This window comes from Fischerella sp. JS2, assembly GCF_032393985.1.
Classification (GTDB): domain Bacteria; phylum Cyanobacteriota; class Cyanobacteriia; order Cyanobacteriales; family Nostocaceae; genus Fischerella.
In genome coordinates this window covers 2,097,039-2,121,625 of record NZ_CP135918.1, presented here as the reverse complement: position 1 = coordinate 2,121,625, position 24,587 = coordinate 2,097,039, and the positions used below count along the sequence as shown (strand labels likewise).

General features: G+C 39.3%; 22 protein-coding genes, 1 tRNA gene and 1 CRISPR repeat array. Of the genes, 12 read left to right on the top strand and 11 right to left on the bottom strand.

Annotated features, from left to right (window positions below; genetic code table 11):
- Positions 1 to 18 precede the first annotated feature (18 nt).
- The 8 genes from RS893_RS08890 to RS893_RS08855 form a co-directional block, all read right to left on the bottom strand.
- Positions 19 to 516: a chemotaxis protein CheW gene (locus tag RS893_RS08890; protein ID WP_315790838.1), complete on the bottom strand. Its 498-nt coding sequence runs from the start codon at positions 514 to 516 to the stop codon at positions 19 to 21.
- A 5-nt stretch (positions 517 to 521) separates the two neighbouring features.
- The gene (locus RS893_RS08885; protein WP_315790837.1) at positions 522 to 899 is read right to left on the bottom strand and encodes a response regulator; all 378 of its coding nucleotides are present in this window, start codon (positions 897 to 899) and stop codon (positions 522 to 524) included.
- A gap of 199 nt (positions 900 to 1,098) precedes the next feature.
- Complete coding sequence (locus tag RS893_RS08880; protein WP_315790836.1) at positions 1,099 to 2,175, bottom strand: response regulator; 1,077 nt, start codon at positions 2,173 to 2,175, stop codon at positions 1,099 to 1,101.
- Between the two features lie 956 nt (positions 2,176 to 3,131).
- Positions 3,132 to 4,577, bottom strand: coding sequence for an amino acid permease (locus RS893_RS08875; RefSeq protein ID WP_315790835.1), 1,446 nt, complete (start codon positions 4,575 to 4,577; stop codon positions 3,132 to 3,134).
- A 687-nt stretch (positions 4,578 to 5,264) separates the two neighbouring features.
- The gene (locus RS893_RS08870) at positions 5,265 to 6,035 is read right to left on the bottom strand and encodes an HAD family hydrolase (RefSeq protein ID WP_315790834.1); all 771 of its coding nucleotides are present in this window, start codon (positions 6,033 to 6,035) and stop codon (positions 5,265 to 5,267) included.
- A 30-nt stretch (positions 6,036 to 6,065) separates the two neighbouring features.
- Positions 6,066 to 7,562: an ethanolamine permease gene (gene eat, locus RS893_RS08865; protein ID WP_315790833.1), complete on the bottom strand. Its 1,497-nt coding sequence runs from the start codon at positions 7,560 to 7,562 to the stop codon at positions 6,066 to 6,068.
- Positions 7,563 to 7,619: 57 nt separating this feature from the next.
- The gene (locus RS893_RS08860; protein WP_315790832.1) at positions 7,620 to 9,038 is read right to left on the bottom strand and encodes an aspartate aminotransferase family protein; all 1,419 of its coding nucleotides are present in this window, start codon (positions 9,036 to 9,038) and stop codon (positions 7,620 to 7,622) included.
- Positions 9,039 to 9,811: 773 nt separating this feature from the next.
- Positions 9,812 to 10,150: a metalloregulator ArsR/SmtB family transcription factor gene (locus RS893_RS08855; RefSeq protein WP_315790831.1), complete on the bottom strand. Its 339-nt coding sequence runs from the start codon at positions 10,148 to 10,150 to the stop codon at positions 9,812 to 9,814.
- Positions 10,151 to 10,287: 137 nt separating this feature from the next.
- Here RS893_RS08855 and RS893_RS08850 point away from each other — a divergent pair, with 137 nt between their 5' ends.
- Both RS893_RS08850 and RS893_RS08845 read left to right on the top strand, forming a co-directional pair.
- Positions 10,288 to 10,461: a metallothionein gene (locus RS893_RS08850; protein ID WP_315790830.1), complete on the top strand. Its 174-nt coding sequence runs from the start codon at positions 10,288 to 10,290 to the stop codon at positions 10,459 to 10,461.
- Between the two features lie 711 nt (positions 10,462 to 11,172).
- Entirely contained in the window at positions 11,173 to 11,583 is a 411-nt protein-coding gene (locus RS893_RS08845; RefSeq protein WP_315790829.1) for a MerC domain-containing protein, read from the top strand.
- 184 nt (positions 11,584 to 11,767) lie between these two features.
- On the opposite strand, the gene RS893_RS08840 is transcribed toward RS893_RS08845, so the two are convergent.
- Together RS893_RS08840 and alr are read right to left on the bottom strand one after the other, a co-directional pair.
- Positions 11,768 to 11,849, bottom strand: a tRNA-Leu gene (locus RS893_RS08840).
- Positions 11,850 to 12,091: 242 nt separating this feature from the next.
- Positions 12,092 to 12,494: direct repeats of the CRISPR family, unit length 36 nt; unit sequence CTCCCCACTCGCTGGGGAAACTAATTGAATGGAAAC.
- A gap of 9 nt (positions 12,495 to 12,503) precedes the next feature.
- Positions 12,504 to 13,688 carry an alanine racemase gene (gene alr, locus RS893_RS08835; protein ID WP_315790828.1) on the bottom strand — a complete coding sequence of 395 codons (1,185 nt, stop codon included), beginning with the start codon at positions 13,686 to 13,688 and terminating at the stop codon, positions 12,504 to 12,506.
- A gap of 345 nt (positions 13,689 to 14,033) precedes the next feature.
- On the opposite strand from alr, the gene RS893_RS08830 reads away from it, so the two are divergent.
- The 9 genes from RS893_RS08830 to RS893_RS08790 all read left to right on the top strand — a co-directional run bounded on the left by RS893_RS08830 (position 14,034) and on the right by RS893_RS08790 (position 22,264).
- The gene (locus tag RS893_RS08830) at positions 14,034 to 14,531 is read left to right on the top strand and encodes an HNH endonuclease (protein ID WP_102205311.1); all 498 of its coding nucleotides are present in this window, start codon (positions 14,034 to 14,036) and stop codon (positions 14,529 to 14,531) included.
- 420 nt (positions 14,532 to 14,951) lie between these two features.
- Positions 14,952 to 16,250: a bifunctional oligoribonuclease/PAP phosphatase NrnA gene (locus tag RS893_RS08825; protein WP_315790827.1), complete on the top strand. Its 1,299-nt coding sequence runs from the start codon at positions 14,952 to 14,954 to the stop codon at positions 16,248 to 16,250.
- A gap of 84 nt (positions 16,251 to 16,334) precedes the next feature.
- Positions 16,335 to 16,829: a phosphohistidine phosphatase SixA gene (sixA, locus tag RS893_RS08820; RefSeq protein ID WP_315791917.1), complete on the top strand. Its 495-nt coding sequence runs from the start codon at positions 16,335 to 16,337 to the stop codon at positions 16,827 to 16,829.
- Between the two features lie 112 nt (positions 16,830 to 16,941).
- A complete protein-coding gene (locus RS893_RS08815) occupies positions 16,942 to 18,078 on the top strand; it encodes a citrate synthase (protein ID WP_315790826.1) in 1,137 nt (378 codons plus the stop codon).
- 354 nt (positions 18,079 to 18,432) lie between these two features.
- Positions 18,433 to 19,551, top strand: coding sequence for an NADH-quinone oxidoreductase subunit NuoH (nuoH, locus tag RS893_RS08810; protein WP_315790825.1), 1,119 nt, complete (start codon positions 18,433 to 18,435; stop codon positions 19,549 to 19,551).
- Between the two features lie 99 nt (positions 19,552 to 19,650).
- Positions 19,651 to 20,232 carry an NAD(P)H-quinone oxidoreductase subunit I gene (gene ndhI / locus RS893_RS08805; RefSeq protein WP_315790824.1) on the top strand — a complete coding sequence of 194 codons (582 nt, stop codon included), beginning with the start codon at positions 19,651 to 19,653 and terminating at the stop codon, positions 20,230 to 20,232.
- A gap of 99 nt (positions 20,233 to 20,331) precedes the next feature.
- Positions 20,332 to 20,940 (top strand): NADH-quinone oxidoreductase subunit J, encoded by a 609-nt coding sequence (locus RS893_RS08800; protein ID WP_315790823.1) that lies wholly within the window; start codon positions 20,332 to 20,334, stop codon positions 20,938 to 20,940.
- Between the two features lie 90 nt (positions 20,941 to 21,030).
- Positions 21,031 to 21,336, top strand: coding sequence for an NADH-quinone oxidoreductase subunit NuoK (gene nuoK / locus RS893_RS08795; protein ID WP_009457064.1), 306 nt, complete (start codon positions 21,031 to 21,033; stop codon positions 21,334 to 21,336).
- 4 nt (positions 21,337 to 21,340) lie between these two features.
- Positions 21,341 to 22,264, top strand: a complete 924-nt coding sequence (locus RS893_RS08790; protein WP_102148923.1) for an NAD(+) kinase — start codon at positions 21,341 to 21,343, stop codon at positions 22,262 to 22,264.
- A 141-nt stretch (positions 22,265 to 22,405) separates the two neighbouring features.
- Here the strand turns inward: RS893_RS08790 and RS893_RS08785 are convergent, their stop codons facing one another.
- Positions 22,406 to 22,792, bottom strand: a complete 387-nt coding sequence (locus tag RS893_RS08785; RefSeq protein ID WP_315790822.1) for a RidA family protein — start codon at positions 22,790 to 22,792, stop codon at positions 22,406 to 22,408.
- Positions 22,793 to 22,953: 161 nt separating this feature from the next.
- Here RS893_RS08785 and RS893_RS08780 point away from each other — a divergent pair, with 161 nt between their 5' ends.
- Positions 22,954 to 24,519, top strand: coding sequence for a glycosyltransferase family 39 protein (locus RS893_RS08780; protein WP_315790821.1), 1,566 nt, complete (start codon positions 22,954 to 22,956; stop codon positions 24,517 to 24,519).
- Positions 24,520 to 24,587: the final 68 nt, after the last annotated feature.

The window sequence follows — 24,587 nt, the reverse complement described above, 5'->3', positions numbered from 1 at the left end:
GTCTTGTAGTAATACACCCTAGTTACCATGCAAAATAGAAGATTGGACAATAGCCTGTGCATCTAATACCAGCAATACTTCCTTCTGTTGCACAACGCACCCACGCAGATACGGAACTAAACTAGAGGCGACTTGTCCAACAGGAGAGCGAATTTCATCGGGCAGAAATTTAGTTGTACCTTTGATCTCTTGTACAACTAAGCCGAGAAGCAGTGATTCCACCCGAATAATAATGATGTTGAACTGACGGAATCTATGGTCTAAAGATTCTAAATTGAACATCCTTGGCAGATCAACTACCCAAACTATGTGACTCCGCCAATTCATCAACCCAAGTATGCAGGAGGGCATGTTTGGCATAGAGGTGACGGTTTCCACAGGTACAACAATTGCCTCTTGTGTGTACCTCATTGGTAAAACTGCTGGGGCTTGTTTGTTGAGTTGAAACCTGAGATAGCCGTCTCCCTGGTTCTGATCAATTGATTTTGCAGCCAGTGTAATTTTTGAATTATTCATCTGATTCAAATCGCCACTGATTTAATTGCACGCAAAAGCTGTTCGCGGGTGTAAGGTTTGGTTAAATAAGCATCAGCACCTTGTCTCATTGCCCACAATCTATCTATTTCTTGATTTTTGGAACTGCAAATTACAATTGGCACTTTTTGAGTAGCAGGATTTTTTTTGAGAGAACGGCACAACTCAAATCCACTCATTCCTGGCATTACTACATCTGTGACGATGACATCTGGTTGTTGTGAAATAGCTTGTTCTAAAGCTTCTTTTGCACCAGCTGTCTTAATTACGTTGTAGCCACTTTCTCTGAGGTAGTGGCTCATTAGTTCCAATTCACTGGGAGAATCTTCAACTATTAAAATAGTCCCAAGCAAAGTTAGACTCACTCCTATATCTCCTAAACAGTCTTTCAATTTTAGATTTTAGATTTTGGATTTTGGAGCCACTGCGGTGGACGTGTTAAGAGGCGTAAAGCACCTGGCGTCACGTGGCTTGATTTTAGATTGGTTCCACAGATATGGAGACTTGTACCATTAGAGAACTATTCAGTCAAATTTTTACTACATTCTTTGCAATTACATACAGTTAATCGAGATGTTTAAACACCATTTTTAATAGATCTGATTGTGTAAATGGCTTAGTTAAATAGCCTGATGACCTTACCATTTTTGCCTTGGCTCGGTCTATAAATCCTGTTCTGCCAGTCACCATGATTATAGGTGTATTTTTAAAAGCTGAATGCCTACGCAACAAAGAACATAGTTCGTAACCGTCTAGATTTGGCATTTCTACATCTAGTAAAATTAGATCAGGTTTGCTGCGGAGAATTTGCATTAAAGCTTTCACCGGATCGTTAATCATTACAACTGAAAAGGTATTCTCATCCAAAAAATTCCTGATAGAATTTAAAACTGTTGGACTATCATCAATACAAGCTACTGTGTATAAGCTCCTGTTCGCTGGTTGTAAAGGAATCTGGCTATGCAGAATACTATCTGAAGTTTCAAAATTATGATTGTTTTTTGTTACTTGTTGCTCAGGTTGAGCTTGAGGTTGCACCCTCCTTTGAGATGGTGTTTTCAGCAAAGTTTGGGAATTTTCTTCAGTATTAACTGTTGAATATTGCTCTTGCTTATTTCGTAACTGCTTTTGACAGTGTTCTACTAATAATCGTAAATCTAATCGACAAAACTTTGGTAGTTCATCTAAAGGAGTTTCACGATAAAACTCATAGCTACCTTGTTTTAATGTCAAGAATGACTCCAGCACTTCTTTGGCTAATTCATCTATCAAAATAGCTGCTTGCGGAGGAGTAATATAGTCTTGATTTACTAGCCAGCAAATAGCTTGATAATCTGCGTATGGCATTGATTGATTGTCGTTCTTAGCGTCAAACATCAATCGCATTTGCACACGATTTGCACTCAATAGATTCGGAATTTGTTGGCTTAAACGCCGCAATTGATGATCCAACCGCTCAAACAATTTATCGGCAGAGGAAGCGTAGGTCAGTTTTCCTTCTTCTAAATAAATTGTCCAAGAATTTGTGTCAGTATATACTCGTAAGCAGCCCGTAGCACGTCTACTAGTTAATTGTGCTAATAGAGACAGGGGATGTAGTTTCTGAAAAAATCTGTAGCTACTTATAGGACTTGTACTCATTTTGATTCTACTTGTTGCTCAATTAGATGGGTCTAAGCTATATTTATCAGAGGCTTTGGACAATAAAATTGCATAAAACTTAATTTTTTGTATTAAAAAATACAAACTTAGTCGAGTCTGTTTGTAACTAAATTTAAAGTAAATAGGTTGATATTTTGGTAATAAAATCACCGTCAAGTTATAAGTAAGAGTTATTTTACTTACTTATACTGAGATTAACAAACATTCTCCGGCAAAAAGCAAAAAAAATGTGAAGACTAGATTAAACGATTTGCCCTTTAGTAAATATTATGTAATTGCAACTGTCACATTAGTGCTGAAATTACAAACCCAGACTTACTCTTTTCAGTGCTGCTACTCAAGCATCATCTCCTCAATGAATTTTATACCATTAGTTACATATACTTAATTAAATCTATTCCCAGTAATATTTTTTAGCTCCTGTTTTTTATGATTCTGGCCCCAGTTTAGTTAGTTTACGCTATATATTAGTGTTAATTTTTATGGGTTTTAAAGTATTATTTAATACATTTTTCCAAAAGCCTAATCTTTTAATAAGTAGTTAGACAAAACTAAAGTTCCAGGTAGAGGCAAGGGAACAAGGTACAGCATAGAGAATGTGTAATTAATTTTGTAATGGTACTGAAAAGGCGATCGCCTAAATTATTTTCAATTTCTCTAGGTAGGAATAAGAGAAATGATTCTGTGTATTCAATACAACTATATATTCAGTAATTCACTGATCTCCTAAGCTCGACTTTATGTCGATCAAAGAATATAAAGTTTTTTATTTGGCAAAAGTTTTACTCTGTGATTCCTGATGGTGACATCCAAACAGAAAAAGCCAATCATACCGATAAAGCTTTTAACTTTTGTATCGTGTTTTCGCCAAACAGACAAAGTCGAGCTAGGAATTTTTTAGCATGTTTACGCTCTGAAGCAATGGGCGCCAATTTTTACTTTTTTAAAGCTGCTGCTTCTTCTGGTGCCTGAGCCACTAATCGATTTCTACTAAAGAAAAAGTAAAGAGTTGCTAAAATTATGACAGTTATAACACCCCAAATACCAACCTGGTAAGTAGGTACAGATAAACAGGCTATTAAGGCAAAAATAGCCAGAGTAGTCCCAATAAGTGCTCCTGGAATACCCAATGGACTTTCGTATGGTCTTTTGAGTTCAGCGCGACTAAACTTGAGCTTGATGTAACTGAGCATGACCAGAATATAAGATATCAATGCTGCAAGAACAGACATATTCAAAATTACTGCGTCTACAGCATCGCTTCCTGCATCAACTAAAATTACACAAACAAATCCTATAACTGTACCTAAAATTAATGCTCGGTAAGGGGTATTATTTTTGGTGACAGAAATCCAGCGCGGTATGTAGCCCGTTCGGGAAAGAGCAAAGAGAATGCGCCCATAACTATAGATCAGGGTTAATAAGCTAACTCCCAAACCTAGAGACAGGGCGATCGCTGTAATTGTGTTATTGGTCGCACCCTTGCCAAAATAAGCCTCCAATCCTTCTGACAACGGTACACTTGATTGACCAATTGCAACAGCACCATCCCCAATCCCCGAGTTTAGCACTAGAGTCAAAATTGAAAGGACTACCAGCGTAAACATTGCTGTTATTAACCCTGTAGGCATATTCTTGGGTACGTCCTGGGTTTCTTCACTGGCTACAGGCAATACCTCGATTGCTAAGTAGAACCAGATAGCATAAGGAATTGCCGCAAAAACACCCAACCAGCCTTTAGGTAGCCATGTTGCTGATTGTCCTGGATCAGCAGGAACATTAAAGAGTAGTTCTGGCTTGAAAACACCTGCTGCTAGCATACTCACATAAAATATACCTAAGACCATGATTGCTACCAGAGTTAGCCAAAAACTTACATACAGACTCAGTTCCATACCCTGGATACAAATCCTTACAAAAATAGCGTAAAGAATTAGCCAAATCAAATAACTTGGTAGAGGGAAAAAGTGGTCAATCAAAGGCTTGAGGTAATTGCTCATACTGTAGATTATTGCAGCAGTCGCAAATACATACTCAATAGTGACAGCAACACCGCAAATATAACCCCAAAACGGGCCAAAGGCATTACGAGTAAAAGAGTAAAAACCACCTGCATGAGGTAGTGCTACTGATAATTCTGCCAGACTATAAACCATGCATATATACATAATCGCCATCAAAAAAGTGGCGATTGCCAAACCCCAAAAACCACCTGCAATTAGACCATAGTTCCAACCATAGAAGTCACCTGAAATAACAGCGCCTACACCTAAACCCCATAAAAATAAGGAACCAACACCAACTTTGAGTTGCCGTCGCCTAAGATAATTTTCGGAAACAATTTCGTAATTAACAATACTTTGAAGCTTTTTTCTAGACATATCCAAAATTCTCAACAGTACTGAGATTCAGTTGCAGTACGAGGTATCTTTAGTATTAGGTAATACAGTCGATAGACCTTTTGCATGAATCCTAAAAATCTCCTTAATCCCCCCGTGAACGAGGGTAAGATTTGGTTTCCTCCCCGTGAACGCTTATGGTTAGGGTGGGGTAAACAATATTTGTGCAACAGGTCTAATAAACTCCATAGTCTTTAATTCAGCATTTTTTTAAGTTTGTCTATAAATTGACAACTTAACTCAAAAACTTTTTCTTGAATGCCATACTAAACATGCTCTATCATCTCACTTAGAGACTAGAGAATGACTAAATATTTATACAAGAGCTTTTTGTTTTCTTTTTAGGGAGTAAACTAAAAAAAAGAGCGGATTTTGAATTATAATAATCCGTTCTTATGATTAATAGCTCTGGTAGAATTCTCCTGATTTGGGGGCAGTTGAATTTTTTGAGAAAAAATCCCCAAAAATGATGAAAAAATCGCTTTCATTCATGCATACGCTTTTTTGGGATGACTCCCTTGTTTATATGCATGTTTACATGATTATAAAATACTTTATTAACTCCTGTGACGATAGCTACAAGATTATTTTCGGACTGTAGCTGTAATACCGAAGCGAAAAGATTTACAGGAATCAATTGCTAAAAATAGTATGGATATTTGCTGTTTTTTATGAGATTTTTTGCTTGCTCAATATCAGTGTATGTTGCTGAGTTACAACTTCAATCTCATTCAAATGATTAATCAGGACATCCGCACCGATTAAATTCTCAAATTGCCGAATCCAACTGATCCCAATACAACCTGCTGCTTTGGCATTCAGCGCCATCTGCATATCGCCCATAGAATCTCCCACCATGAGGGTAGAACCTGGTTCTACTTCTAGAGACTGGCAAGCCTGTAAAAATAAGATTGGATCTGGTTTGCTAGGGCCTTCATCCACTCCTATTTGTACTTGAATATAATCACTCAACTGATGATGTTTGACAAAAGCATAGACTTCATCTGTTCTGGCGGCGGAGAGGATGCCTAGTTTTATCCCTGCTTTTGTAAGGTTCTTTAGTACTTCCAGGCTACCAACAAACATTGGAGAAGGTATATTGCCAACATGTTTCTCTGCTGACTTAAATGCTTGCCGTGCGATCGCTAAAGACTCAATCCACCGACATCCAGTTTGAGCAATATACGCTGCTGTGGCGATCGCTGTTTCGGCACTACTACCAACAGCTATTAATCCCGCAGGATCTAAACTATCTCCATTAATGCCAAAAGCCATTAACAGAGGTTGTTCAAGTCCTGAAAATTGCATGTCCACAATTTTTGCTACCCTTTGTCCCACCTGACGCAAATACTCTTTTGAATCTTCTAGAGTACCGTCTTTGTCAAAGATAATTGCCTGGATATTGGAAAAGATTAAATTTTGACATTTAATATCTACCATAAATCTAAAATATCTAAATAAAAAGAAAGTTTACGAGCGCTCTATTTCTCGCAGTGCTTTCACCAGTAGAGCGTCTTCCTCTTCTGGCGCTCTGGCAACTAGCTTTTTACGTGAGTAGAGCAAGAAATATAAAATCATGACACCCAGGAAAATTGTCACTCCCCATACTCCTGGCCTGTATCCTGGATCTGAGAAGCAAGCAAACAGAGCGACAATCGATAATACACCGCCTATGATCGCACCTCCAATTCCTAGAGGACTTTGATAGGGACGAGGTAAATCTGGGTGGGTGAGTTTCAATTTGATGTAGCTGCTCATAACCATGACATAGGAAATTACTGCGCCAAACACTGTCATGTTGAGTAGCATCGCTCCGATCATCTTGCCTGCAAACTGAATTGTTGCGGTACAGACAAGTCCGACAAAAGCTCCCAAAATTATCGCCAGTGCTGGGGTGTGAGTCTTACTGGTAATGGAAATCCAGCGCGGTATATATCCAGCTCGAGATAAAGAAAAAAGTACTCTTCCATAAGAATAAATAGCAGTATGAAAACTCGCTATTAAACCTGTGAGTGCTAGCAAGATTAATGTTGCAGCTACCTTACCTTCGCCGAAGATAGCTTTAATTCCATCTGCAAAAGGAGCAGCAGATAGACCGATTTTTGCTGCACCGCCTCTGACTCCGGTATTTAGCACCAAAACAAATAAAGAGAGAATCAGGAGGGTAGTCATGCTCCAAATTAAGGCCTTAGGAATATCTTGTGCGGTATCATGAGTTTCTTCGGCAGCCATTGGCAAGTGTTCGATCGCTAAATAAAACCACATAGCATAGGGCAAAGCCTGAAACACACCAATCCATCCTTTGGGAAGCAAACTTGAATTCCCTGGTTCTGGGGGAATATTTAACAGTAGTTCACGCTGAAATTGACCGGAAAATATGGCAGCGATGAAGAAAATGATCAGCACTGCTGCGGCGATCGCAGTGATCACTAATCCTGCTTTGAGCGTTAGTCCTGTACCCCGAATATTGATATACACAAAAATTGTGTAAAATAGTACCCACCAAATAGGAACAGGCACGTTAGGAAATAATGTATTCAGATAGGCACCAATAAAAAAGACAACAACAGCAGGAGCCAACACGTATTCAATCATGATTGTCACACCGCAAATAAAACCGCCCAATCGACCAAAGGCTTTGCGAGTGAACGAAAAAAACCCTCCTGCGTGAGGTAGTGCTGCGGATAATTCGGCAATGCTATAAACCATGCAGATATACATCACCGACATCAGGTATGTGGCAATCGCTAATCCTCCAAAACCACCTGCTTCTAAACCAAAATTCCAGCCAGAGAAATCACCAGAAATCACACCTCCAACTCCCAAAGCCCATAGCAACAACCAATTTGCACTGCGGCGTAGTTGTCGCTGTTGAAAATATTCATCATCTACATTTTCATCATTAAAAATGCCTTTAGACTTGGGAGAGTTAGACCTAATCAAATCTTTCTTCCTGTTATCTTTCATCACCCTGATCACCAAAGAAATTACTCAATTATCTCTGCCTATTTAGTCTCAATTGGTTCAAATCAGTGCGATTTCAGAATAGGAAACAGGAATAAGTAAACCTTCTTGACGTAGTTCTGTGACGCTATCTTTTACAGCTTGAATAATATAATTGATATCTTCTTCTGTATGAGCTGTAGATAAGTAGCTAGATGATCCTACAATGTGAATTCCCCTGTGTATCAAATGATAACGGAATAATTCCATGCTCATATTGGCTGTTACATCTACTGTCGAGGTAATATTATTTAAGTAATAAACAAAGAACGCTGAACCAAAACTATCTAGCCTAATAGGTACTTCATTTTTTTCTAAATAACTATTTAAGGCTTGGACAAATTGCGAGGTGCGTTGGTTTAAATGTGCCTGAAGGGTAGAACCTTGTGTTTTAAGATGTTTAAGGACAGCTCGCGCAGCAGCCATAGCTAATGGATGCTTGCAAAAAGTGCCAGCAACAAATGTAGTTTTTGCGCTTGGGTAGGAATCATCTCCATAATTCCACATACCACCATCAACCGCATCCATACAACAAGCTTTGCCAGCAATCACTCCGATCGGCATACCACCACCAATGATTTTTCCATAGGTGGCTATATCAGCTTCAACATCAAAATATGCCTGTGCGCCACCTGGATGAATGCGGAAGCCAGTAGTCATTTCATCAAAGATTAAGGGTATTCCCGATTCTTTTGTTAATAGCCTTAATTTTTGTAGAAAGGTTTTTAGTTGTAAGCCGAATCTCGCAGCGTGTACAGGTACAACTAGAACAGCTGCTAACTCTTGCTTATGAGCTTTGATTACTTCTAGTGATTGAGGATTCCCATAATCCAAAACCAAAACATCTTTCATAATGCTTTGCGGAATTCCAGGAGCAGTTGGCACTACACTTAAATTTCCATCTATCATTTGTGCTTTTACTAGCACTCCATCAAAATGACCATGATAGGAACTTGAAAATATTACAATTTTCTCGCGACCTGTGACTGTTCGTGCTAGGCGAATTGCTGTCATCACAGCTTCTGTACCTGTATTAATAAAGGTGACTCGCTCCATTCCAGTTAGTTCACAAATTAACTCAGCCACCTCACCAGCTAATTCTGATTGCAAACCAAGTTGGATACCTCTTTCTATTTGCTTGGTTAATGCTTCTTTGATGAAAGGCGGATTATGACCAAAAAGATTTATTCCTAACCCCATCCTGACATCTATATATTCATTGTTATCAATATCCCATAGCTTGGAACCCAAAGAGTGCTTGCCAACAATGGGATAATATATTTCCTTGAGTGGCAAATAAAATTTTTCAAATTTACCAGCAGATTGAGTATCAGCTAGAACTGAACGATAATTCTGTCTGAGCAATTTTGATGTTTTTGTCCGCTTGGTATAGCGTGCAATAAAATTTTCTAGATGCTTTTCAAGGACAGAATTAAACATAATTCAACACTCCTATTCATTTCACAGTAATTACAAGCTGTCAAGCTGTAGCTCAAGACAGACTTACAAGCAGCACTTTAGACCTTATCTCCTTTGAGCCAGAGAAAGTGCCTAACGAATATATAGATAATTAACTAAAAATGCAAATATGCTTTCTTGTGGTAACCACAAGGTTCTTAAATCTTAGTGAAATTTATTCAAAAGAAAATTAATAATATCAATAAAAAACTTTTAAGAACTATCTTAGTCAAGATAAAACCAGCTAATACAATAACTCAAGTCCTGCTAAGTACCTATTTTCGTAGCGGATATAGGTAGGTAAATATTTAAATGTAGAGCATAAATATTAGCAAAATTTCTGTTTAAAGGGAATAAACACATCACAAATTTACCCTAATTTCACTGCTGCAAAAATATTAAAATAATTATATTTTTTCTCAAAAGAGTAATTCTACTTAAAAATCATGTAAATTTTCTTTTGTATTTAAAGTATAGAATTAATACCAATTCCAAAATAGTTTGACGAAAGAAATAGTCTATAAAGCTTACATATTAAGCTTTTCAATAATTAAGAATATAAAATTTTAAGTGGTATAAAAACTGATTATCTTACTAAAAATAAAGCACTTCCGCTTTGATTGATAAGTAATATTTTTTACTAAATTAATAGCAATTATATTTAACTTATGAAAATCTCATATGGCTGTATTAATCACCCTAAAACTATAAAATCATTTATTTTCATAAGTTTTTCAAAAATCATAGATATGACTTTAATCGTAACTGTTGCATTTATTTACACCTAAAGCCACATCAGCCAGTAATTCATCTGCTAGATCAAGCAGCTTGGCTATGCGATCATCACTGAGTTGGTAGTATACAAAACGCCCTTGCTGTTGACGAATAACCAAATCACAACAGCGCAAGCATCCAAGGTGATTCGATACATTAGATTGGCTGAGTCCCGTAGCCTCAACAATTTCGTTAACAGTCAACGACCCAGAACGCAATGCATTCAGGATAGACATACGCGAGTGATCAGAAAACCCCCGAAATAGTTTGACTTTTAGATCACTTACTTGAGTTTTAGTAATTTTAGTTTTAGCAATCATTAAAATGTCCCAAAAAGCTTTATTATTAATACATATCAGTTATTACTGATATGTAATTGTGATTGAGCAAAGTATAGTGCGATCGCTAGCTTTGCCAATTACTTAATAATCTCATGAAAAAAGGAGAAGCTAAGGCTATGACAACCGTAAGCCAAGTAAAATGCGCCTGTGGTTCTTGCCTGTGTGTCGTTTCTATAGAGGATGCCATTATGAAAGATGGCAAACCTTATTGCTGTGAAGCTTGTGCAAACAGCCATCAAAGTGGTGAAGTTTGTACTCAATGTCAATCTGTGTGCGGCTGTGCATCATAAAATAGCCCTGTAGCCCACATAGTTGAAAAACCCCTCTTAGTCTCAGGAAATAAGGTAAAGGGTGTCTACAACGGAGGAAGACTAGATAAATTCATTCTCTCCCTTTACTAAAGGCAAGGATTAAGGTGGGGTTTTTGAGTATTTATGTTCAGAGATGCTGATGTGATTGAATCACATTACAAAAATTACGAAAGGGAAAAACTCGATAGTGGGGAGATAGAGAAAACAATAGTATTTTATTGTTAAACAGAATACACAAAAATCTTAACATTGATTTTACTCCGATAGAATGATATTATTCGTAACACTAGTTTTTATTTCAGTATGGCTGTAAATATTACAAAACAATATGTAAATACTACTGTTACTTTGGAGTAACAAAGATTGTATGAGTTTTTTAGCATCTCTTGTTCATATCAATTTAGTTACATTGAAGTCATAGTAGTTATTAGCAGGCTATACGGTTAACTATTTTCTTCAACATAGATTGTCCAAACCTTTATAGATGAGTTAAAACGAAGTATTAAAAACAACAATAATAAAATAGAGAAACTACAAAAAGAATTGACTTTGGCTGTCAAAAAACTTTTAAAATTAGTTGGTTTTATGAGAGTATTCTTATAAGAATATGCATATTGCTCGAAATGCTAAATTTTAGCTAATTTTGTCAATTGATTAATAGAAAATAATCAGCATAAAGGAGTACCACAGGTGCATAGCAGAAGAATGCAGATGGTCATGGACAGGGCTGCGATCGCACTTTCCACCGCGTGTGCCATTCATTGTCTACTTTTACCGATTTTGCTCGTCGCCCTTCCTGCACTAGCAACTACCTCTATTGGTCGCGAAAGTTTTCACCGTCTTCTGCTGTGGTTTGCCTTTCCTGTCAGTGTGTTGGCTCTGACACAAGGATGTCGTCGCCATAAAGACCGAATAGTACTCATAGCTGGTGTGTTGGGATTGGTGCTTATTACCACAACCACATTTATTGGTGAGAGTTTTCTAAATGAAAATAGTGAGCGTCTTGCTATGGTTGTAGGAGCAACAGCCTTATCTTTTGGGCATTTTCGTAACTATAGATTATGCAATAAAAATAATTGCAAAAATAATTGCAAATTCTAGTTTTGAGCTACATCTAGGTAATACTCTAGTGAGTGGTAATTAAAAACAAGCTAGGATTTTGCATTTCCTAGCTCTATGGTTTTTCATCAATTTCTTTGTGGGTGTTGTGGGTGTAATCTTTACCGTCTTCCCACAGATGAAACTACAAAAAAATATTGCACTTTATATTGATTATTTATTAAAGTGCGGATGAAAGGACTTGAACCTTCACGCCTCACGGCACTAGAACCTAAATCTAGCGCGTCTGCCAATTCCGCCACATCCGCATCAGTTTCTTATCATAGCATAAAAGTTGTCTATAGCAATATTTGTAACGAATAAAAGCAAGTACCGAAGTTCAGCCCAAATTCCGCAAATGCCTATTGTTGTGTTGTGAACTTCGGTTCTTTATGTGATAAGGGTTTTAGCCTTTTTGGTTGGAGGAATTGAGATGTTTTTGTCTATAAAATATCTGAACTTCGGAAATCGGCTCTGGAAATCTTACCGGGTAACAGTTTAAAATGGGACTCTCCCCACTCGCTGGGGAAACTAATTGAATGGAAACTTTCCAATTCGAGAGGTATTCGGAAATCACTGACGGCTCCCCACTCGCTGGGGAAACTAATTGAATGGAAACATCGACCTGCCGGCGCAGCAGAAGCAGCTGCTGATCTCCCCACTCGCTGGGGAAACTAATTGAATGGAAACCCAAATAAAATCTGTTTTGGGATTGGGAGGTATGTTCTCCCCACTCGCTGGGGAAACTAATTGAATGGAAACTGATTGGCTGCTTTTCATCTTCTTTTTTGATTTTGTCGCTCCCCACTCGCAGGGAAAACTAATTGAATGGAAACGTGAATGCTTTTTCGTTTTTCATGGTAGGGTTGATCTCCATACTCCCCACTCGCTGGGGAAACTAATTGAATGGAAACAATGGAAACCTAAATCACACCAACACGAGGCAATCGATGCTTAAATCCGCAGAGAATTTCCCAAGAAATAGTGTTTAATTGATTTGCCCAATCATCAGCAGAAATTTGTTGTTTGCCATCTTCACCTAGTAGCGTGACTACTTCACCTTCTTGTATATCTGGTAGGGCGCTAATATCTACCATCAGTTGATCCATTGTAATTGCACCGATCTGTTGTACTCGTTGACCACGAATTAATACCTGCATTTTGTTGGAAAGATTGCGTGGGACACCATCGGCATAACCAATGCCAACAATCGCAATTCGCATTTCTTGCTTAGCAATAAATTGATAACTGTAACTCACACCAGTCCCAGCAGCAATAGTTTTAACTTGGGTGACTCTGGCCCTGACTTGCAAAACAGGTTTCAGGTTAATTTGCGATCGCAAATGCATAGCTGGGTAAAGTCCATAAATGACTAAACCTGCACGCACCAGATCGTAGTGTAATGCTTTGTCGCTCAGGGTGGCGGCTGAGTTTGCCAAGTGCAAGCAAGGTGGTTTTATTCCTAATGTTTGAAGTTGAGCGATCGCTTCTTGAAAGCGTTGGTGTTGTAGTTGCATGACAGTCTGGTCAGGACTATCTGCGGTTGCTAGGTGCGAATAAATACTAGCTATTTTTAAGTGCGGTAAACTCTGCACTAGCTGAACAAACTTGCTGGCTTCTTGCCAGTTGGTTCCTAAGCGGGACATCCCTGTATCTAATTTGATATGCACAGGTATGGCACAAGTATAGTTATTCGCTTCTAAGATATTAGAGAATACTAGTGCTTGTTTGGGACTGCATAGTGTTGGCTGAAGTTGCCAATGAGTGATCGCATGAATTTGTTCTGGTGTGTGAGTCGCACCTAGTATCAAAATTGGAGCTTTTACCCCAGCTTCCCGTAATTGAATTCCTTCTGGAACAGTGGCAACACCAAGCCAACTTGCTCCCGATTCTAAGGCAGTTTGGGCAACTGTGACTGCTCCGTGTCCGTAAGCATCAGCTTTCACAACTGCCATTAGCTGGGTACGTGGTGATAAGAACTGACGTAGTTGTTGGACGTTGTGCGACAAAGCTGCTAAATCAATTTCCACCCAAGCACGCTGCGAAAACCAAGCATAAGTATCGCATAGCCCAGCTGCAACACTCTGAGATGGCTCATGACTTAACATTCTGTTCACTCCTATCACACCACTGTTTTGCTTTCAGCTTATATATTTATTCAAGTTGCTAAAAGCTATTCTAGAATAATCACAGAAGTTTACCGCTCATCCTGTCAATGGCACAAGAGCTAATAGTAGGATGTAGTTGAATTAAAGCTGGTAAGGTAGGCATCAATAAAATTAACAACTAGCCCACTATTGAATACTATTGGCGCGAGCGCAAAAATTAAGTCCTAAAAATCTAACTTTTCTCCCCATTTTGGCAATAAATTCAGTAGTATAATTTCTTTTCATCACCAAAGCAGAGTATATTTGTGTTAATATATGTAAAACTAATACCTTGAACAATCATCAATGGGGAAGGTTTTAGTACTCAATGCCTCTTATGAACCGCTCAACATCACGAGCTGGCGCCGTGCGGCGGTTTTGCTAATCAAGGGTAAGGCAGAGCGGGTAGAACACAATGGCAAGTTTCTTTACTCCGATTTTCCGCTTCCAACCGTGATTCGATTGCGCCACTATGTGCGGGTTCCCTATAAAGAGATTCCTCTCACACGCCGAAATATATTGCACCGGGATGGTCATACTTGCCAATACTGTGGTTACACAGGAGATGAGTTGACTTTAGACCATGTGATACCGCGATCACGTGGAGGAGGAGATTCTTGGGAAAACATTGTTACAGCTTGCGTCCGCTGCAATGTTAAAAAGGGTTGTCGCACCCCCCATGAAGCACATATGCTTCTACGCCACCCACCTCGAAGACCTTACAGCAGTTTGTACTTTGAGGTTACAAAACACCTAAAAACTGGAACACACAAGGAGTGGCAAAAGTATGTCATAGGGCTTTAACATTTACCTTTGTTGGATATGATTCGGTAAAAGTTTTTTTGTAGCTTTTGCTGTTTACCAAGTGTGGACTAGGTTGGTTTTGCGGCTTGTTGTTGACTACACCGCCCTTTACAGGCTGGTTCAGGGCTTTGTAAAGTTTTGTTGCCGTTTTTGACCAACCTTGCAATCATAACACATTTTGGTATGATTGCAAGTAGTAAAAATTTTTATTTCCTAAAAGTATAGTAAATACAACAAATTTATCAATTAAGCATCCTTCGGTTATCAGCCAAAAAAGTGTAGAAAAAATAGACCCATATATACATTCTCAAGTTCATTGATTTTTGCGAAGATCAATATGGTGTGGCTAAATCAGTAATTTTCTGATTGTAGTTTTTATCCTTGAACTTATCTCACGCCACACAAAGTAAACTATTTCCTATGCAGTTTCATTCTTCCCTTACTCAGTTTGAGAGATTGCCATTGACGACAGATCCGACTTCAGAACCGAATCCGGATGAGGCAGAAATAGACAAAGAGCCTTTAGATGTTCCTCAGCTCAGGCAGTCTAACGGAACAGTAGCATCAACTGAAGGAGTCAATTCTCTAGGTCAGCGCGTTAATTCTGTGACGCTACACAAATCAGAAGAATTGCGTCAAGTAATGCTTGCCCACCGTCATGAGCGTCAGTTGGTAATTTTACAAGACTTTCCAGATCCAGATGCTCTTTCTTCTGCTTGGGCTTACCAGTTGATTGCTGAACAATACGACATTAAATGTGAGATTGTCTATGCTGGCACTCTCAGCCATCAAGAAAATATTGCCTTAGTCAAGTTAACTGGTTTACCAGCCATCCGGTGTTCAGTACCAACCTTGAAAAGCAAGGATTTGTCTTCTTACCAAGGTTATACCTTAATTGATAACCAAGGTACTACTTCTGGATTAGTGCCAGTAGTGCAACAAGCAGGAATTCCCCTGATGGCAGTAATTGACCATCACAATTTGCAAGGAGATCTCAAGTCAGAATTTGTTGATATTCGTCCTGCTGTTAGAGCTACAGCAACAATTTTTACCCAGTACTTACAGGCAGGATTGCTGCCCTTAGATAACAGCATCAACCAGCATGTTAAATGTGCTACTGCTCTGATGCATGGATTGCGTTCAGATACAAATCTGCTCATGCAAGCCAAAGAAGAAGATTTTGTGGCAGCAGGTTATCTGAGCAAATTTTACGATGCCCAGTTACTTAGCGCTGTATTGCAAGCTAACCGTTCTAAACGGGTGATGGATGTGATTGAGCGATCGCTCAAAAACCGTATCGTCCAAAATAACTTTTCCATTGCCGGAGTCGGCTATTTGCGCTACGACGACAGAGACGCCATACCTCAAGCAGCAGATTTTCTCGTCACTGAAGAAAACGTCCACACTGCCGTAGTTTACGGTATTGTTCACGATGAAGACGAAGAATTAGAAGTAGTTGTAGGCTCCTTGAGAACCACTAAACTTACTCTAGACCCTGATGAGTTTATCAAAGAAGCCTTTGGACAAGATAGCAGTGGTCGATTTTTTGGCGGTGGACGCACCAGCGCAGGTGGTTTTGAAATTCCTATGGGTTTCTTATCAGGCAGTAACGAAAATTCCGCTTATGCGAAAATGAAATGGGAAGTTTTCGATACTCAAATTAAGCAAAAACTGCTGAGATTAGTTAACCCCAAAGATAACCCGATTCAACCAGAATAGTCATTGGTCATTGGTCATGAGTCATTGGTTTTTTGTACAAAACAAGTGACAAATGACAAATGACAAATGACAAAGGACAAAATTGTGGAACTGTATTTAATTCGTCATGGTATTGCAGAAGTAGCAACCGACGACATCAAAGACGAACAAAGACGCCTAACAAAAGAGGGGCGGCAAAAAACAGAAAAAGTTGCCCAGCGTTTGAAAAAGTTGGATTTGGACTTTGATTTTATAGCTACTAGTCCCTTAGTGAGAGCTAAACAAACAGCAGGTATCCTCACTGCTGCTGGACTGAGTTCGCAACTAGAAGAATGTACTCATCTAGCTCCCGATGGTAATATTTACGATTGGGTAGTAAACTGGTTAGAGCCAAAGAATCTTGCACCAGATACTAGACTGGCTTTGGTTGGACACGAACCCTGTTTGAGCCGTTGGGCAGAAATTATCGTCTGGGGAGAAGCGAAGGAACGTTTGGTGCTGAAAAAAGCGGGTATGATCGGGGTAAAGGTACCAGAAACAGGCTCTCCTTTGGGTCGCGGTCAGATGTTTTGGTTGACACCACCCAAATACTTGCTCTAACAGTTTTTCCATAGTTCCGTAAAGAATTTGTGCGATCGGGATTACTGTTATGGCGACAAGAATTTCTGGTAAGTTAGCCTGGACAAATCTTTAAAAATCAGATGGTGTTGCCATGATGGTGTGCGAATATAGGCCTGGTTTGGAAGGCATTCCTGCTGCCCAATCAAGTATTAGCTTTGTTGATGGGCAAAAGGGATTACTTGAATATCGTGGCATCCGGATTGAGGAACTAGCGGAAAAAAGCACATTTCTGGAAACTGCTTATCTTTTGATCTGGGGTGAGTTACCAACAGCAGAAGAACTAGCAGCGTTTGAGGATGAAGTTCGCCATCATCGGCGGATCAAATACCGTATTCGCGACATGATGAAATCCTTTCCAGAAAGCGGTCACCCTATGGATGCCCTACAAGCCTCTGCTGCTGCTTTAGGCTTGTTTTATGCACGTCGTGATTTGGATAATCCGGTTTACATCCGGGATGCAGTAGTTCGTTTGCTAGCAACTATTCCCACAATGATAGCAGCGTTTCAGTTGATGCGAAAAGGAAACGACCCAGTACGTCCTAATGATGATTTGGACTACGCTGCTAACTTTTTGTATATGCTCAACGAAAAAGCACCAGATCCACTAGCGGCGAGAATTTTTGATGTTTGCTTGATATTACATGCAGAGCATACAATGAATGCTTCTACCTTTAGTGCTAGGGTAACAGCTTCTACTCTGACAGATCCCTATGCAGTAGTGGCTAGTGCTGTGGGAACCTTAGGAGGACCGTTACATGGCGGTGCTAATGAAGAAGTAATTCAGATGCTAGAGGAAATTGGCTCTGTGGAGAATGTGCGTCCTTATATAGAGGACAGGCTGCAACAAAAAGCCAAAATAATGGGTTTTGGACACCGCGTCTACAAAGTTAAAGATCCACGCGCGACGATTTTGCAAAACTTAGCAGAACAGTTATTTGCTAAATTTGGTAACGATAAATTCTATGACATAGCCCAAGAAATGGAACGGGTGGTGGAGGAAAAATTAGGTCATAAAGGAATTTATCCTAATGTTGACTTTTATTCCGGGTTAGTGTATAGGAAGTTGGGTATTCCTACAGATTTGTTTACACCGATATTTGCGATCGCTCGCGTTGCAGGTTGGTTAGCACACTGGAAAGAACAACTCGCCGAAAACCGCATATTCCGCCCGACCCAGGTTTATGACGGTCGGCACGATATTCCTTACACAGCCATTGATGAGCGATAGAAATGAAGGATAGAGGAAGGAGAGACAAAGAGGACAAGGCAGACAAGGAGGACAAAGAGGAAAAGGGAAATTGGTGACTATTTTATTCTCCTCACTTCCCACCTCCCCATCTCCCCTAATCCCCACCTCCCTACTCCCCTTCCCCGATCTCCTCAATTCTTACCATAAGTAGAAACTCTAGATCCGGCTGATCAAGGTAAAACCCATCCAAGGATATACTAGGCATGGAGATTGCAAAAAATCTTAAATTTTTGCCTGGTTTAGGCAACGATTATTGATGGGTAAATTTACAGTTATTAACAAGAGTAGATAGTTGTAAACAACCATGAATTGGTGACTTGAAGAGCAACAAACATGAATTCAGGAATTGATCTGCAAGGAACTTTTATTCAATCCCTCACGGAATTGGGAGTCCCAGGAGACTTAGCCAAAGCAATTTGGATGCCACTGCCAATGATTTTAATGATTATTGGTGCGACAGTGGGCGTACTGACCTGCGTTTGGCTTGAGCGGAAGATTTCAGCAGCAGCACAGCAACGGATTGGCCCTGAATACATTGGCCCTTTGGGTCTGCTGGCCCCTGTAGCGGATGGTCTGAAGCTGGTCTTCAAAGAAGATATAGTGCCAGCTAAATCTGACAGAGTACTATTTACCCTTGGCCCCATCATTGTGATTTTGCCTGTATTCCTGTCCTATCTGATTGTGCCATTTGGACAGAATATACTTATTACTGATGTCGGGATGGGGGTCTTTTTGTGGATTGCTTTGTCCAGCGTTCAGCCGATTGGTTTGTTGATGGCTGGTTATGCATCCAATAACAAATACTCTCTTTTGGGTGGACTGCGCGCAGCAGCACAATCAATTAGCTACGAAATTCCTTTGGCGCTAGCAGTACTAGCGATCGCGATGATGTCCAACAGCCTCAGCACCATTGATATCGTTAACCAACAATCTGGCTACGGTATCTTAGGATGGAACATTTGGCGACAGCCAGTCGGCTTCATCATCTTTTGGATAGCAGCCCTCGCTGAATGCGAACGTCTGCCTTTTGACTTACCGGAGGCAGAAGAAGAACTAGTAGCAGGTTATCAGACAGAGTACTCTGGGATGAAATTTGCTTTGTTCTACCTGAGTTCTTACGTCAATCTCGTACTCTCAGCACTCCTAGTATCAGTTTTATACCTGGGTGGTTGGGATTTTCCCATTCCTATTAGTACATTAGCTAGTTGGTTTGGAGTTAGTGAAGCCAATCCGGTGTTGCAAGTTGTTACTGCCTCCTTGGGCATCACTATGACCCTACTTAAAGCCTACTTCCTAGTCTTTCTAGCCATCCTATTACGTTGGACTGTACCCCGTGTTCGCATTGACCAACTACTAGACTTAGGATGGAAGTTTTTATTACCAGTCGGTTTAGTAAATTTACTATTAACCGCCGCTCTGAAACTGGCTTTTCCCGTTGCCTTCGGAGGATAGTCGTTAGTCATTAGTCATTGATCATTAGTTAATTAACCAATGACCAATGACTTTTGACAAATGACAAACAACAAATGACTAAAGAGGTAGACACTAACAATGCTAAAGTTCCTCAAACAAGTTGGTGATTACGCCAAAGAAGCAGTACAAGCCGGGCGTTACATTGGTCAGGGACTTGCTGTTACCTTTGACCATATGCAGCGACGTCCAGTCACCGTACAGTATCCTTACGAAAAATTAGTTCCCAGCGAAAGGTTTCGCGGTAGGATTCACTTTGAGTTCGATAAGTGTATCTCCTGTGAGGTCTGTGTGCGGGTTTGTCCTATTAACTTACCTGTAGTAGATTGGGAGTTTGACAAAACCAGCAAAAAGAAAAAGCTCAAGCACTACAGTATTGACTTTGGTGTTTGTATCTTTTGTGGTAACTGTGTGGAATATTGTCCAACAAACTGTCTCTCTATGACAGAAGAGTACGAACTTTCCACCTATGATCGCCACGAGTTGAACTACGATAACGTAGCAATGGGTCGTCTTCCCTATAAGGTCACAAATGACCCAATGGTCACTCCACTACGTGAATTAGTTTACCTGCCTAAGGGAGTTATGGATCCCCACGATCTACCAGCTGATGCACCTCGTGCAGGTTCCCGCCCTGAAGAACTTGTACAGCAAGAAAAGTAAATATTTAGTCATTTGTCCTTAGTCCTTTGTAAATACCATTGACAAATGACAAATGACAAATGAAAAATGACCATTGACTATTGACAAAGGACAAAAAAAGTGAATCTAGCGGAAGGAGTACAGGTTGTTTCATTTGGCATACTAGCTGTCATGATGATTGGGGCAGCGCTGGGTGTAGTGCTGTTCTCTAACGTTGTCTATTCAGCATTTATGCTCGGTGGTGTGTTTGTCAGTATAGCTGGGTTGTACTTATTGCTAAATGCTGATTTTGTAGCAGCAGCGCAATTGTTAATTTATGTTGGCGCGGTGAACGTGCTGATTTTATTTGCCATTATGTTGGTGAATAAGCGGCAGAATTTTGTTCCCTTTCCTACAGCTTGGGTGCGTAAAGCTCTAACGGCTGTGGTGAGTCTGGGATTATTTGCGCTGTTAAGTACGATGGTGTTAGCAACGCCTTGGTCGTATTCTACTGCTACTCCTGTAGGCAACCCTATAGTTGTTATTGGTCAGCATTTCTTTAGTGACTTTTTACTACCGTTTGAAGTCGCTTCGATTCTGCTATTGATGGCAATGGTAGGCGCAATTATTTTGGCACGTCGCGAGTATCTACCAGAACAAGTCGTTTCCTCTGATTTGCCACAAACAGTTTTGACATTGCCAGAACGCCCTAGAGAATTGGTATCAGCTGGCAGCGATAAGGAACAGTAAACAGTTACCAGAAAAACAATGATTAATAACTGATAACTGATAACTGAACAACTAACAACTCAAAAACAGTAGTAGAAGTTACGAAGATTTATGCAACTCCAGTACTTTTTGTTACTAGCAGCAGCTTTGTTTTGTATTGGCATCTATGGTTTGATTACCAGTCGCAATGCTGTGCGAGTGTTAATGTCAATTGAATTGCTGCTGAATGCTGTGAATTTAAACTTGATGGCTTTTTCTAACTTCCTAGACTCAACAGCGATTAAGGGTCAGGTTTTTACTGTGTTTGTCATCACTGTAGCGGCAGCAGAAGCAGCAGTAGGTCTAGCGATCGTACTGGCAATCTATCGCAACCGTGATACTGTCGATATGGAGCAGTTTAATCTCCTCAAATGGTAAAGTTGTGGACCTTAAAAAGGTAATTATTGCTTATAAAGCAAGAGATGCCCAAAGTAAGCGTTGGGCAGAAATTTGTGCGAAGCAACTTGAAAATCATCAATGCCAGGTATTAGTGGGACCAAGCGGGCCTAAGGATAATCCTTACCCAGTATTTTTGGCTTCAGCTGGACAACCAATTGACCTGGCATTGATACTCGGTGGTGATGGTACTGTGTTAACCGGTGCTAGACACCTAGCCTCAGCTGGTGTACCCATTTTAGGAGTAAACGTGGGTGGTCACTTGGGGTTTTTAACTGAGTCTGTGGAAGAATTTCAAGATACGGAAAAAGTTTGGGAACGGCTGTTGGAGGATCGTTATGCTATCCAACGGCGTATGATGGTGCAAGCAGCAGTGTATGAAGGTCATGGTAGCAACTTGGAACCTGTGAGTGAACGCTACTTGGCTTTAAATGAAATGTGTGTCAAGCCTGCTTCTGCCGATCGCATGATTACCTCTATTCTGGAGATGGAAATTGACGGCGAAGTAGTCGATCAGTACGTTGGCGATGGATTAATAGTTGCCACGCCTACAGGGTCTACTGGGTATACTGTTTCAGCCACAGGTCCCATTGTCCATGATGGCATGGAAGCTATTACCATTACTCCTATTTGCCCAATGAGCCTTTCTAATCGCCCCATCGTTTTACCCCCTGGTTCTGTTGTCAGCATTTGGCCATTGGGTGATTACGATTTGAGTACAAAGCTATGGATGGATGGGGTATTAGCTACTTCGATTTGGCCCGGACATCGCGTTGATGTACGCATGGCTGAGTGTCGTGCCAAATTTATTATTCTCCGGGAAAACAACTCCTATTACCAAACACTGCGAGAAAAGTTATTGTGGGCAGGGACAAGAGTTCGCTACAGCAGTACTAATCACAGTAATTAGACTTCTCGCACAAGTTAAATCAAGGTAAAAAATGAAGGGTTAAAGGGGTAATTTTTTAGCTTCCCTTTAACCCTTAACTTTTAGAAAAGGGAACAGGGAACATGTAATAGGCAATAGGGATTGAACAACGGCTAAATATTTTTATTTATCTAGGCACATAGCATCCACTTCTATCTCTATTAATATTGCCGGATCAATGAGAGATTTGACTTCCACCATACTTGTAGCAGGTGGATTCTCACCAAAAACTTCTTGATGCGCCTGTCCAAATTCTGCCCAACGACTAATATCTGTGACGAACATTCGAGTTCTAACTACAGAATTGATGTCAGTACCTAAGTCTTGTAATGCTTTTTGAATAATTTCCAAACAACGCTTTGCTTGTGCATAACCATCCCCAGGGGCAAATACTTCACCCCCTTCAGCAATTGGTGCAGTCCCGGAAATATAGATATGGTTATTAACTCTAACGCCTCGACAGTAGCCTACCTGAGATTCCCAAGATGCACCAGAAAATGTGCGTTTCATGTTCATTGTTAGCTTAATTACATTGGACTTGCTAAATTTTCTTCAGGTTAGATAATTATGAAGTGATCATTCTCAAAAAACGAAAGATAATACAAAATTACTTCATCCTGATAGTTTAACTGACTAGATAATTTTGGACAAATTCTGAGAAAAACATAATTATGCGACGTCTCATACTTGCTCCCAGGTGGTTGCAGTTTTTTATTGTTGTACTTGTGATATTTGGTATATTTTTTCGCTTTGTTAATCTTGATGGAAAAGTTTATTCACCAGGGGAAACAGATACTTTACTACGTATTTCTGGTTATACAACTATCCAAGTTAGACAACAAATTTTTAATGGTACGATAATTAACAAACAAGCTTTTGCCAAGTTTCAATGTCTTAATCCTGAGAAAAATTTTGGAGATACAATTAAATCATTGGCAATAGATAATCCACAGCATCCACCATTTTATTATCTATTAGCAAGATTTTGGGTACAAATTTTTGGTGACTCGATAACAACAATTAGAAGCTTATCTGCTGTGATTAGTTTATCAGTATTTCCTTGTGCTTATTGGTTGTGTCGAGAATTATTTAAGGTACCTTTGTCATTACCTGGGATAGCGATCGCACTTCTGGCTATCTCTCCTATACAAATTATCTACGCTCAAGAAGCACAGGAATATATTCTTTGGGAAGTCACTATATTACTATCTAGTGCTGCTTTGCTCAGAGCTTTGCGGTTAGAATCAATACAGCTAAAAGAAGAAAATTATATCTTGAACTGGGGAATTTATACATTTACATTAGCTCTTAGTTTATATACATTTTTATTAAGTGGATTTGTAGCTATAGCTCATCTGTTTTATGTAACTGCAATTGCCAAATTTCGCTGGCATCAAACATTGCAAAGATTTTTAATATCATTATTGTTAGGATTTTTAATTTTTATACCTTGGATATTGGTCATACTTGCTAACCAATCTTCCGTTTTGTTTTCTACTGATGCTAAAATTAAAAATTTATCTTTTCCTAATTCAATACTATATTGGTTAATACAGACAAATAATATTTTCATTGATTTAAATTTTAATCTGCTAAAGCCTTTAAATTTAATATTTATAATGCCAATTTTTTTTACTTTAGTTGGATATGCAATTTATTGCCTTTGGCGTACAACTCACGAAAAAACTTGGCTATTTATTATAAGCTTAATTGCAATACCAACAATACCTCTATTAGTTTCGTTTTGCCAACTAGATCTAATACCTTATTACTTAGGTGGACAAATAGCAGTGGCTTATCTCCTAGCAATACAGCTATATAATGGTGGGATTTCACGACAAAAAACTTGGCAAACAATATTAGCATTGTTAATAGTAATTGGTTTTTTTTCCAATTCTTTATATTCTCAATCTTATAATTGGTGGAGTAAATTTAGTGGTAATAATTATCTAGAAATAGCCAATATTATTAATCAAACTCCTCGCCCGCTTTTAATTAGTAATGATGCAGGTAATAATTCTATAAATATACTTTCTCTTAGTTCTCTCGTTGAACCAAAAGTTAGATTTTTATTAGTAAAAGGTAATAACGTACCAAAAATTTCTAAAAATTCCGCTAATATATTTTTATTAAATTCTTCTTATATATTACGCAAAAGAATAGAAAAAAAATATCAAATGAAGATGAGTATTATTTATCAAGGTGAATATTCTTCTCTATGGAAATTATCAAAATGATGCGATCAGAACACAACTTATAGATTTCATCTAAGTGAGGTACAGAAGAACCCCAATCGCGCTACGCG